Genomic DNA, 13,468 nt, shown 5'->3' with positions numbered 1-13,468 from the left:
CGCGACTGTCCTTCCTCCTGGTCACCGAGAGTCCCGGCCCAGCTCTTGGTCGATGAAGGCGAAGATCTCCTCCGGGCCGGCGGCGTCCAGCCGCTCCCGGACCGGTTCGGGAGCGGCTGGACGCGCCAGCTCCTGCCACGCGGAGAGCATCGCGGTCAGCCGGGCGGTGATCGCTGCCGCAGTGGCGTCGCCGGCCTCGGCTGCCACGGCCAACCGGTCTTCCACCCGGCGCAGCTCGGCGAGCAGCTGGTCCGCCGGGGCGGCCGGCTCCGGGACCAGCCGCTCGTGCAGGTGCGCGGCGAGCGCCTCCGGGGTGGGATGGTCGAACACCAGGCTCGCGGCGAGGTCGAGCCCGGTCGTGGCGGTGAGGTGGTTGCGCAGCTCGATTGCGGCGAGCGAGTCGAAACCCAGGTCCTTGAACGGGGTCGCCGGATTCGTGGCCGCCGCGGCGGGCAGCGCGAGCACCGTGTTCGTGGTGCCGATAACGTGGTCGAGCAGGTGCCGCCGGCCCTGCTCCGGAGCCATCCCGGACACCGCGGAGGCCAGGTCGTCTGCTGGCTTCGTCCCGGACGGAGCACCTGCCAGCCCGCGCAGCAGCGGCGGCGGATCGGGGTGTCGGCGCAGCCGGGCCAGGTCGAGGTGCGCGGTGACCAGATGCGCGTGCGGGCTCGCGAGCGCCGCATCGAACAGAGCGAGGCCCTGGTCGGTGGTCAGCGCGGTGACGCCGCTGCGCTCGATCCGGGCGCGGTCGCTGTCTCCGAGTTTCGCGGTGAGGGCGGTTTCCTGCTGCCAGGGCCCCCAAGCGAGTGCGATCGCGGGTCGCCCCAGATACCGCCGGTGTGCGGCGAGGGCGTCCAGCCAGGCGTTGGCGGCGGCGTAGTTGGCTTGCCCGGGGTTGCCGAGAGTGGCTGCCGCGCTGGAGAAGGTGACGAAGTGGGTCAGGTCGAGGTGCTGTGTCGCCTGGTGGAGGTTGTGGGCGCCGTCGACCTTGGGTTCCAGCACCGCGTGCAGCTCGGCGGCGGTCAGGTTGTCGGCGGTGGCGTCGCGGGTGGTTCCCGCGGTGTGGATGACACCAGCGAGCGGGTGTTCGTCAGGAACGGCGTCGACGAGCGCTCGCACCTGGGCCAGGTCGGCGATGTCGGCTGCGGCGACCGTCGGGTGTGCGCCCAGTGCGCTCAGCTCGCCGGTGAGCTTTTGGATCGCGCCGGGGCGGGAGTTGCTGGTGGCGAGGAGGAATCGCCGGTGCCCGCGGGTGGCGAGGTGCCTGGCGAGGTGCCCGGCGAGACTGCCGCCCGCGCCGGTGATCAGGACGGTGTGGTCGGGGTCCAGCGCGAGATCGTCCGCGGGGAACAGCGGAACCGGGACCAGTCGCGGCGCCTGGGCGGTGGCACCGCGCAGCGCGAGCTGGTGTTCCCCGGTGCGCAGCGCGTGGGCGACCGCCTGGCGCAGGGCACCCGCGGTGCTGGCTGGATCCAGATCGACCAGCACGAACCGGCCGGGATGTTCGAGCTGGGCGGAGCGGACCAGGCCCCAGGAGGAGGAATGGGCCAAGCCGGCCGGTTCGACGCCGGTGGTGGCCCCCTGGGTGACGACAACCAGCGGTGCGCGGGATTCGGCCGAAAGCCAGGCCTGGATCGCCAGCAGGACGTGCTCGGCGGCGTGGTGCGCCCCGGACACCGGGTCTTCGGCGAGCGGGACCGGCAGCACCACGGCGTCCGCGCTGCCGGAGAACGCGGGAAGGTCGCGCAGAGCCGGATGGTCCGGTCGTTCGCCGAGCACTGCGAGGACCCCCTCCGGCCGGGGCAGGGCGGTCACCGGCTCCCACTCGACGCCGAAGGCCGAGTCGGCGGGCAGCCGAACCAGCGGAGGCAGTTCGGGGCGTGGCTGGAAAGTCAGCGCTGCCACGGAAAGCACGAGTTGTCCGGTCTCCTCGAACGCCCACAGCGCGATCGTCCCGTCCGGCCGCTCGGCGGTCCGCACGCGCAGGGACGATGCCGCAGTGGGCCGGAACGCCAGTCCGCGCACGGCTGCCGGATGCAGTTCTCGGCCGGCTGTGGTCAGCGTCGCGTGCAGCAGCGCGGGGTGGATCGCAGCTCCGGTCGCCGGGGCGGACCCGGTCGGCAAGGAGACTGAAATGTCCTCGTCGTCGGGCTCGTCGTCCGGAAGGGGATCCGTGGGGAAGGGCGCGGGGGCGGCGAGCAAGCCTTCCGCGCAGCGCAGCCAAGAAGTGCCGGGGCCCGGCCTGGCGTGCACGGCAAACCGTCGCGTGTCGTCGGCGCCGGCCGGTTCGAGCACCAGCCGCAGCCGCGCGGTTTCCTCCGGGGCCAGCACGAGCGGGTCGGTGATCGACAACTCGGCGACTTCGCAGCCGCGCGCCGACTCGGCCGCGTGCAGGGCCAGCTCGACGAACACCGCGTCCCGCACGATCCGCGCCCCGCTGCCGGCGTGGTCCACGGCCCACGGCTGGGCATGAGCGGACAGCGAGCCGGTGCGCACCTCGGTCCCGGTATCCGGCAGTTCCGTCGAGGCACCGATCAAGGGGTGGGTCACGGTGTCCAAACCGACGGCGGAGAGGTCGCGGGATTCGGCGCGCGCCGGGAGCCAGTAGCTCTGGCGCTGGAACGGATAGGTGGGCAGTTCGTGGTGCAGCGACGAGGTTCCCGGCAGCAGCCAGTCCACTGTGGACCCGTGGGTGTGGGCGGCGGCCAGCGCCGCCAGCAGAGCGCGGGTGTCCGAGCGGTCGGCCCGCAGCACCGGTGCGACCACCGCGTCTGGGGGGAGGCACTCCCGGGCCATCGGGGCGAGCGCGGCGTCCGGGCCGAGTTCGAGGAACACGGTGGCGCCCTGGGCGGCCAGGAACCCGATGCCGTCGGCGAACCGGACGGTTTCGCGGATGTGGCGCGCCCAGTAGTCCGGTGACCGCAAGTCGGCCGCAGTGGCGAGTTTCCCGGTCAGATTGGACACGATGGGAATGCGCGGTTCGCCGAATTCCACGCCGCTCAGCACTTCCCGGAAACGGTCGAGGGCATCGTCCATGTGGGCGGAATGAAACGCGTGGCTGACCCGCAGCGCGGCGGTCCGCACGCCGCGTTCGCGCCAGTTCGCGGCGAGCGCGAGCACCGCCTCCCGATCGCCGGACACCACCGTGGCGGACGGCCCGTTGACCGCGGCGACCGACACCGCGTCGCCCAGGTCCGCGAGTTCCTCGCGGACCCGCCCGACCGGTGCGCCGACCGCGACCATGGCACCGCCCGCTCTGGCCGCCTGCATGAGCCTGCCCCGCGCGGCTACCACTTCGCACGCCGGCTCCAGCGGCAACGACCCGGATACGTGCGCGGCGACCAGCTCGCCGACGGAGTGGCCGAGGAGGTGATCCGGTGCCAGGCCGAAAGAGGCGACCAGCCGGAACAGTGCGGTCTCCACCGCGAACAGCGCGGGCTGGGCGTAGCGCGTGGCGTTCAGCGGGTGGTCGGCCCGGCCCTCGCCGAGGACCAGCTCGGGCAGGTCTATGTCGAGATGCCCGGCCATGGCGTCCGCGATCTCGTCGAATGTTTCGCGATACACCGGGAATCGCTCGTACAGCTCCCGGCCCATGCCGGGTCGCTGGCTGCCCTGGCCGGTGAACAGGAACGCGATCGACGGCGCGGGACCGGCCGTGCCCAGCACCGCGGCCGGCGCGGGGAGTCCCGCGGACACGGAGGCGAGCGCGTCGTCCAGTTCGTCGCGGTCCCCGGCGACCACTGCCGCTCGACGGCGGAAGGCCGTCCGGGAGCCGAGTGCCGCCGCGATGTCGGCCGGTGCGTGTTCGGGATGGTCCGCGACGAACTCGCGCAACCGGGCGGCCTGGGCTCGCAGCGCCGCGTCGTCCCGTCCGGACAACAGGAACGGCAGCACCTCGTCCGGCCCGTGCGGCTCGGGCTCGCCGCGCCTGGCCGGTTCCTCGACGAGCACGTGGGCGTTGGTGCCGGACAGCCCGAACGAAGAGATCCCGATCCGGCGCGGGCGACCGCCGCGCGGCCACGGCACTGGCTCGGTCAGCAGTCGGATCGCGCCCCATCGCGCGTGGGCGGTGGGCGCGTCGACGTGCAGGCTGCGGGGCAGGACCTCGTGGCGCAGCGCCTCGACGGCTTTGATCACGCCGGCCACGCCGGCGGCGGCCTGGGTGTGGCCGATGTTGGACTTCACCGAGCCGATCCACAGCGGCTGGTCGCGCTCTTCGGCGAAGACCGCGTGCAGGGCTCCGGCTTCGATGGGGTCGCCGAGTGTGGTGCCGGTGCCGTGTGCTTCGACGGCGTCGATGTCGGATGGTGTGAGTCCGGCGTTTGCGAGGGCTTGGCGGATGACGTGTTGTTGGGCTGGTCCGTTGGGGGCGGTGAGTCCGTTGCTGGCTCCGTCTTGGTTGATGGCGCTGCCGCGGATGGTGGCGAGGACGGGGTGGTTGTTGTGGTGGGCGTCGGTGAGTCGTTCGAGTAGGAGCATGCCGGCTCCTTCGCCCCAGCCGGTGCCGTCGGCGGTTGCGGCGAAGGGTTTGCATCGTCCGTCCGGGGCGAGTCCGCGCTGCCTGCTGAACTCCACGAACGCGCTCGGTGTGGACATCACGGTCACTCCGCCGGCCAGCGCCAGGGTGCACTCGCCCCGGCGCAGTGCCTGTGCGGCCAGGTGCAGCGCGACCAGAGAGGAAGAGCACGCGGTGTCGACGGTCAGCGCGGGACCTCGCAGGCCCAGCTGGTAGGAGATGCGCCCGGACGCGACCGACGCCGAGTTCCCGGTGCCTAGATAGCCTTCGGCTTCGGGTACCGAGCCGTTTAGCCGGGACAGGTAGTCGTTGTAGTTCATGCCGACGTACACCCCTGTGCCGCTGCCGCGCAGCGACTGCGGGTCGAGACCGGAGCGTTCCAGCGCTTCCCAGGACACTTCCAGCAGCATCCGCTGCTGCGGGTCGGCGGCCATGGCTTCACGGCGGCCGATGCCGAAGAAGGGCGCGTCGAACTCGTCGACCGCGCGAAGGAACGCGCCCTCGCGCACGTAGCTGGTCCCGGGGCGCTCGGGGTCCGGATCGTAGAGCGCGCCGAGGTCCCAGCCGCGGTCGGAGGGGAACGCGCCCACCGCGTCCCGGCCGTCGGCGACGAGCCGCCACAGTTGCTCGGGCGATTCGACGTCCCCGGGGAAGCGGCAGGCCATGCCGATGATGGCGATCGGCTCGGTGTCGCGCACGGGCGTGGCCGGGGTGTCCTCGGCGGCAGGCTTCTCGCCCAGTTCGCCTGCCAGGTACTCGGCGAGCGTGCCCACGGTGGGGTGGTCGTAGACCAGGGTGCTGGGCAGGGCGAGCCCTGTCGTGCCGGTCAGGTGGTTGCGCAGTTCGACCGCGGCGAGCGAGTCGAATCCCAGGTCCTTGAACGGAGTGGACGGGTCCGCGGCTGCCTCCGGCGGGTGGCCGAGGATCGTGGCGACCGCGGCGGCGATGTGCTCGGCGAGGCGCTTCCGGCGTTCGCTGGGATCCAGCGCGGCCAGTTCGGCGCCGATGCCTGCCGGACCCGGGGCTTCCGGCTCGTCGATCAGCCGGCGCAGGACGGCGGGCCGCTCGGTTCGGCTGCCGAGCCGGGCGGTGTTCAGCCGGGTCAGTACGAGGTGCGGATGCGGGCCCGCGACCGCGGCGTCGAACAGGGCGAGTCCCAGTGCCTTGTGCAGCGGGGAAACCAGGCCGTGGCGGTCGGTGCCGGCGGCCGTCGCGGTGAGTGCGCTGGGCTCCCTCCACGGGCCCCAGGCCAGTGCGGTGGCGGGCTGGTTGTGCCTGCGGCGGTGATGGGCCAGTGCGTCTTCATACGCGTTGGCCGCGGTGTAGTTGGCCTGTCCGGGGTTTCCGAGAGTGGCTGCCGCGCTGGAGAAGGTGACGAAGTGGGTCAAGGCGAGGTGCTGTGTCGCCTGGTGGAGGTTGTAGGCGGCGTCGACCTTCGGCGCGAGCACCGCGTGCAGATCCTCAGCGGTCAGATTCTCGACAGTGGCGTCGCGGACGGCTCCCGCGGTGTGGACGACCGCGGTAAGCGGGTATTCGGCCGGGACGCTGTCGACCAAGGCCCGCACCTGGCCGGGGTCGGACAGATCGCAGGCGACGATGGTCACCTCGGTCTCGTACTGTGCCAGCCGGGCGCGGACCTCCTCGGCGTCGCCGCGCGTGGTCAGCATCAGGTGGCGCTGGCCTTGTCCGGCCAGGTGTTCGGCCAGCAGGCCCGCGAGCGTGCCGCTGGCTCCGGTGATCAGCACTGTGCGGTCCGGATCGATCGGATTCCGTTGCCCGTCGGAAAGTTCGGCGGGAATGAGCCGCGGCACCGCGACGCCCTCGGCGGCCGAGATCTCCGGCTCGCCCGACTCGACGGCGTACGCGATGGCGCGGAGCACGGTGTCGGTGCTCGCGTCTGGGCTCAGGCCAAGGGAAACGATCCTGCCGGGGTGTTCGGCGCAGGCCGATCGGAGCAGGCCCCGCACCCCGGCATGGCCCAGTTCGTCCGAGGTCGCGACGATCAGCGGGAGCGCCGCGAACCGCTCGTCGCGTAACCAGTCCCGCACTGTGCGCAGCGCCAGTTCGGTTGTGTCGTGGCATGCCGCCACCGGGTCCGGTCCGGCGGCAGGCACCTCGAACACCATCGCCTGCGGCCGGTTCTCGGCGAGCTCGTCCCCGCTGACGTGCGGCAGGCGGCGGAGCGCCGGGTGCCCGGCCTCGCCGAGGAGCAGCACACCGGATGCGGCGTCGGGCAGTGCTGGCGGGGTTTCCCACTCGACAGCGAACACGCAGTCGTGCAGCGGGTCGGTCGCGGGCGAGCGAATCGTGGCGAGCCAGTAGCGTTCGTGCTGGAAGGCGTAGGTGGGCAGGGCCACCTGGTGCGGGCGGGTGTCGCCCTGCGGGCCGGTCCAGTCGACGCGGGCGGCGGTGGTGTGCACCCGGGCCAGCCCGGCGACGAACGTTTCGGTCTCGGGGCCGGTGCGGCTCAGCAGCGGCAGCAGCACCGCGTCCGGGCCCGCGGTCTCCCCGGCCATCGCGGTGAGCGAGCGGTCGGGGCCGATCTCCACGAACGCGTCGACGCCGGTCTCGGCCACTGTCCGCACGCCGTCGTGGAAACGGACCGCCTGGCGGAGGTGGCGCACCCAGTAAGCGGCTGACCGCAACTCGTCCGGCCCGGCGACCTCGCCGGTCACGGTGGACACCACCGGCACGACGGGCGTCCCGAATTCCATTGTGGACACTACAGCCCGGAAATCCTCCAGCACCGCGTCCATCAGCGGAGAATGGAAAGCGTGGCTCACCGACAGCATCCGGGTCCGGCGGCCGTTGTCCTTGCGCCAGCGGGCCTCGATCGTGGCGACCGCGTCCGCCGAACCGGAGATCACCGCCGAGCGCGGTCCGTTCACCGCCGCCAGGCTGACCTCGTGCTCGAGCCCGGCCAGGTCTGCGGCCAGTTCCTCTTCGGCGGCTTCGATCGCGGCCATGGCCCCGCCCTCGGGCAGCGCCTGCATCAGCGCGCCGCGCGCGGCGACCAGCGTGCACCCGTCGTCGAGGGACAGGACTCCGGCCACGTGCGCAGCGGCGACCTCGCCGACCGAATGGCCGACCAGATAGTCCGCTCGCACCCCGAACGAGTCCACAAGCCGGTACAGCGCGACCTCGAAGGCGAACAACGCGCATTGCGTGTACCGGGTCTGGTCCAGCAGCGCGGCTTCCGGGGTGTCTGCGCCCGCGAACAGAATCTCGCGCAGCGGCCGGTCCAGATGCCGGTCCAGTTTCGCGCACACGTGTTCCAGGTGCTCGGCGAACACCGGGAAGCGCGCGGACAGGTCCCGGCCCATGCCGGGCCGCTGACTGCCCTGACCCGCGAACAGGAACGCGGTTCGCCGTGCCCGTGCTTTGCCGCGCACGAGACCGGGATCGGGCTCGCCCGCCGCGAGCGCGTCCAGTGCCCGGCGCGGATCGGGGCCGAACAGCACCGCCCGGTGCTCCAGCGCGGCCCGGCCGCTGGCCAGCGTCCAGCCCACGGCCTGCGGCGCCAGCCCCGGGTTTTCCGCGAGGTGCGCCCGCAGGGCGGCAGCCTGGGCACGCAACGCTTCATCGCTGCGTGCGGACAGCGGCCACACCACCGGTGCGGCAGGAGGCGGCGCGGGCAGTTCCGGGGCAGGAGCCTGTTCCACGAGCACGTGCGCGTTGGTCCCGCTGATCCCGAACGAGGACACTCCGGCCCGGCGGAGCGCGCCGGTGTCCGGCCACGCGACCGCTTCAGTGAGCAGCTCGACGGCGCCCGACGACCAGTCCACGTGCGGCGTCGGCTCGGTCACGTGCAGCGTGCGCGGCAGCTCCTCGTGCCGCAGTGCCATGATCATCTTGATCACCCCGGCGACGCCGGCGGCGGCCTGGGTGTGCCCGAGGTTCGATTTGATCGACCCCACCCGCAGCGGCCGGGCCGGGTCCCGGTCCCGGCCGTAGGTGGACAGCAGGGCCTGTGCCTCGATCGGGTCGCCCAGTGCGGTGCCGGTTCCGTGCGCCTCGACCGCGTCCACATCGGCCGGTTCGAGCCCGGCGTCGGCCAGCGCCTGCCAGATCACCCGCTGCTGGGACGGGCCGTTGGGTGCGGTGAGCCCGTTGCTCGCGCCGTCGGAGTTCACCGCCGAGCCGCGCACGACCGCCAGCACCGGATGCTCGTTGCGCTGAGCGTCGGACAGCCGCTCCACCAGCAGCACGCCAATCCCCTCGGCGAAGCCCGCGCCGTCCGCGGCGGCGGAGAACGCCTTGCACCGGCCGTCCGGAGCCAGTCCGCGCTGCCTGCTGAACCCGACGAACACGTGCGGCGTCGGCAGTACCGTCACGCCGCCGGCGAGCGCCAGGTCGCACTCGCCGCGGCGCAGTGCTTGCGCGGCTAGGTGCAGTGCGACCAGAGACGACGAGCACGCGGTGTCCAGGGTGACCGCCGGCCCCTCGAGCCCGAGGGCGTAAGCCACCCGGCCGGAAGCGATGCTCGTCGTCGTGCCGGTCATCAGGTGGCCTTCGAGCGCGGCCGGAGCCTCGTCCAGGTGCTCGGGGTAGTGCTGGGCGATCACCCCGGCGAACACGCCAGTGCGGCTTCCCGCCAGACCGGACGGGTCGATTCCGGCGTGTTCCACGGCTTCCCAGGAGACTTCCAGCAACAACCGCTGCTGCGGATCGGTCGCCAGCGCCTCCCTAGGGGACATGTCGAAGAACGCCGCGTCGAAGTCACCCGCGCCGGTCAGGAAGCCACCTTCGGTCGCGGTGGCGGTGCCCGGCTGGTCCGGGTCCGCGCTGAAGAGCGCTTCGAGATCCCAGCCCCGGTCCTCGGGGAACGGCCCGACGGCGTCGCGGCCCGCTCGCACCAATTGCCACAGCTCTTCCGGATCGCGCACCCCGCCCGGATAGCGGCAGCCGATGCCCACCACAGCGATCGGTTCGTGCTGCCGGTCTTCGGCCTCGCGCAGCCTGCGGCGCGCTTGCCGCAGATCCGCGGTGGCACGGTGCAGGTATCCGCGCAGCCGGTCCTCGTTCGTCGGCTCGGTCATGATCGGTCCGCCCCCTCGGCGTCAGGAACTCTCCAGCTCGTCGTCCAGTGCGGCGAACAGCGATTCGTCGCTGGTGTTGGCGAGATCGCCATCGGCCTCCGGCTCGTTCGCGCCGTCCCAGCGGCGGACCAGCGCGCGCAGCCGGGCGGTGATCCGCGGGCGCAGCCGTTCGGCGTCGCGGGCGGCGAGCAGCCCGTCGGCCACCCGGTCGAGTTCGGCCAGCAGCAGCTCGGCCGAATCGGGTGCGGCCGGGGCCGCCTCCGTGCGCAGACGGCTGGCCAGCGCCGCCGGCGTCGGATGGTCGAAGGCCAGCGTCGCGGGCAACCGCACCCCGGTGGCCGCGGAAAGCCGGTTGCGCAGCTCCACCGCGGTCAGCGAGTCCAGCCCCAGCTCGCGGAACGGAACCTCCGGGTCTACCTCGACTCCGGCCGGATACCCGAGCACCACCGCGACCTGCGCGCGCACGAGATCCAGCACCGCCGCCTCCTGCTGGGACTCGGTGAGCCCGGCGAGCCGGTCGGCCAGGCCGGCCGGAGCGGGCGGCGCGGCGGTCGCAGCCGCAGCGCGGACCCGCACCAGACCGGTCAGCACGGCGGGCAGCGCCCGTGCCCGCGCCCGCTCCGCGAGCGCCTCGTAGTCCACCGCGAGCGGGGCCACTACCGGTTCCGCAGCGGCCAGCGCCCGGTCGAACCGGGCCAGCCCCTCCGCGACGGACATCGCCGGGAAACCGCCGCGGCGCAGCCGGTCCCGGTCGGCGGGGGTCAGCGACTCGGTCATCGCGCTGGTCCGGTCCCACAGTCCCCATGCCATCGAGGTCGCGGCGAGCCCGGCCGACTGCCGGTGCCGGGCCAGCGCGTCCAGGTAGCTGTTGGCCGCGGCGTAGCTGGCTTGCCCGGGATTGCCGAGCAGGCCGGCCGCCGAGGAAAACAGCACGAAATAGGCGAGGTCCAGATCGCGGGTGGCCTGGTGCAGGTGCCAGGCAGCGTCCGCTTTGGGCCTCAGGACCCCGGTCAGCCGGTCCGGGGTCAGCCCGATGACGGCTCCGTCGTCGACGGTGCCCGCGGTGTGCACGACACCGGTGAGCGGATGCGCGGCCGGGACCCCGGCCACCAGTTCGGTCACCGCGTCCGGATCGGTCACGTCGCACGCCGCCACGGTCACCGACGCGCCCAGCCCGCGCAGCCGCTCGGCCAGTTCGCCGGCACCGCCGCTCCGGCCTTGCCGGGAAGCCAGCAGCAGGTGCCGCGCCCCGTGCGTGCTGACCAGATGCTCCGCCACCGCGCCCGCGAGTACACCGGAGGCCCCGGTGATCAGCACCGTGCCCTCCGGGTCGGGATCGGGCGCCACGGCCAGCACGAGCTTGCCGGTGTGCTGCGCTTGTGCCAGCGATCGCAGCGCCGGCACGGCCCGGGCGACCGGCGAGGCCGTGACCGGCAGCGGGCGCAGCGCGCCGGAGGCGAACAATTCGCTCAACTCGCGGAGCATTTCGCGGACCCGCTCCGGCCCGGCCTGCGCTAGTTCGTAGGGCAAGTACTGGGCACCGGGGGCGAGTTCGGCCACCTGTGCGGGGTCCCGCGGATCGGCCTTGCCGATCTCCAAGAACCGGCTGCCGGGGGCGAGCAGGCGCAGCGAGGAGTCCAACAGCTCGCCGGTGAGGCTGTTGAGCACTATGTCGATTCCGCCCGCGCCGGACCGGAACTTCGCTTCGAAGCCCGCATCGCGCGAGGAAGCGATCCGCCGGTCCGGCACGCCGAGCTCACGCAGCACCGGCCATTTGGCCGGACTGGCTGTGGCGTAGGCGGTGAGGCCGAGATGCTCGGCGAGCTGCAGCGCGGCCATGCCGACGCCGCCGGTGCCGGCATGGACGAGGACGGATTCTCCTGGCTTCGCGCGCGCCAGGTCGACGAGCCCGAAGTAAGCGGTCAGGAACACCACGGGCACGGCCGCGCCCTGGGCAAATGTCCATCCGGCCGGTACCGGCGCCAGCACCCGGTGGTCGGTGGTCGCCACCGATCCCGCGCCGTCGGGGAAGAGGCCGAGCACCCGGTCGCCCACGGCCAGATCAGGGACGTCCGGGGCCGCCTCGAGGACGATGCCCGCGCCCTCGCCACCTAGCTGCGCTTCCCCGGGATACACGCCGAGCGCGATCAAGGTGTCGCGGAAGTTCAGCCCGATCGCGCGCACCTCCACCCGGACCTGCCCTGGCTCCAGCGGCCGCCACGGCTGGTCGACGGGGGCGAGTGTGACGTTCTCCAATGTCCCGCGCTCGGTCACGTCCAGCCGCCACGCGGAGCTGTCCGCGGGCGGGACGAGCCCGTTGTCCTGCGCGGTCCGGGCCAGCCGAGGGGCGAGGACCCTGCCGGACCGCACCGCCAGCTCCGGTTCGCCAGAGCCCAGCGCGGCGAGCAGCGCCTCGGGGCCGGCGTCCCGGCCGAGATCGACCAGCCCCAGCCGGTCCGGGTGCTCCGCGGCGGCTGAGCGCACCAGCCCGAGCACGGCGGCTCCGGCGAGATCGGGAGCCTGCTCGCCCCGGCGGGTCGAAGCGGCGCCGCAGGACGCGAACACCAGCCGCGTTTCCGCGAACCGCGGTTCGGCCAGCCAGTCCTGGATCAGCGCCAGGACACGGAGGGTCGCCGCATGGGCAGCGGCGGCGGTGTCCTGACCGGGCGTAACCGCCGCGAGCACCAGTTCGGGCCGGGGCGTTCCGGTCGCCTCGCGAAGGGCGGTCAGGTCCTGGTACTCGTCGGTCTCAATCCCGGACTTGCGCAGGCGGGACGCCAGTTCCGCGCCGAGGACGGCCAATCGGCCCGGTCGCCCGTTCGGCGGTGCGGGCACCGGGCTCCACTCCACGCCGTAAAGCGGGACGCCCGCTGTGGTCGCGACGCCGGCCGGGGCCTCCCGCAACGCCAGCGAACCGGCCCGCAGCACGACCGCGCCGCTGGGATCGGTCGCGGTGAAAGACACGGAAGCGTCGTCCGTGCGGACCAAACGGACGCGCAGCGCCGTGGGGTTGTCGGCAGCCTGAGTCACGTCCGTCCAGCTGAACGGGAGCCAGGTCCGGCCGGTGGTGTTCGCGTGCCCGACCGGGTGCAGTGCGGCGTCCAGCAGCGCGGGGTGCACGCCGAAACCGCTGTCGCCGTCGCCGTCGCCGTCGCCGACGGCGACCTCAGCGAACAGTTCGTCTCCCCGGTGCCAGGCCCTGGCCAGGTTGCGGAACCCGGGCCCGTAGTGGATGCCGCAGGCGTCGAACCGTTCGTAGAGGTTGTCGAGGTCGATGAGCTGGGCGTCGGCGGGCGGCCAGGCCGGATCCGGTTCCGGGGGAGCGGCGGGCGGGGTGGTGGTGAGGGTGCCGGTGGCGTGGGGTGTCCAGGGGTGGTGGGGGTCGTGGGTTGGTTTGGTGTGGAGGGTGAAGGTGCGGGTGTTGTCGGTGGGGGCGTGGATGTGGAGTTGGAGTGCGGTGGGTTCGGCGGTGACGACGGGGGCGTGGACCGTCAGCTCGGCCAGATGCGGGCACCGGATGCGGTGCCCCGCGTGCAGGACGAGGTCGAGTATCGCCGTGGCGGGCAGCACCGGGGTGTTGTGCACCTGGTGGTCGGCCAGCCAGGGGTGGGTGGCAGTGGATACCTGGCCGGTGAAGAGATGAGTGTCGGTGTCCGGAGCGTGGATCGTGGTGGCGAGGATCGGATGTTCGAGAGCTTGCTGTCCCAGTCGCGCGGGCTCGGCGGCAGTGGTTGCCGTGGGCAGCCAGTAGGGCTCGTGTTGGAAGGGGTAGCCGGGCAGGTCCGGGTCTGGGTGGTTGATCGGGTCGTGTACTGAGGGCCAGTGCACGGTGAGTCCGGTGAGGTGGGCGTGGGTGAGGGCGTGGAGGAGTTGGGTGGGGGTGTGTTTGTTGCGGTGGAGGGTGGGGATGGTG

2 protein-coding genes are annotated in these 13,468 nt (G+C 72.9%); both read right to left on the bottom strand.

The genetic code is table 11. The annotated features are described in order from the left end of the window. Positions 1–21: 21 nt before the first annotated feature. On the bottom strand, positions 22–9,555 hold the full coding sequence (locus ABZX37_RS41475) for an SDR family NAD(P)-dependent oxidoreductase (RefSeq protein WP_354749219.1): 9,534 nt from the start codon (positions 9,553–9,555) through the stop codon (positions 22–24). 21 nt (positions 9,556–9,576) lie between these two features. Next, on the bottom strand, positions 9,577–13,468 hold a 3,892-nt coding region (locus ABZX37_RS41470; RefSeq protein ID WP_354749217.1), incomplete at its 5' end, for an SDR family NAD(P)-dependent oxidoreductase.

The organism is Amycolatopsis sp. NPDC004079 (assembly GCF_040610415.1).
Lineage (GTDB): Bacteria > Actinomycetota > Actinomycetes > Mycobacteriales > Pseudonocardiaceae > Amycolatopsis > Amycolatopsis halotolerans.
This window is presented reverse-complemented; position numbering and strand designations above follow the sequence as displayed.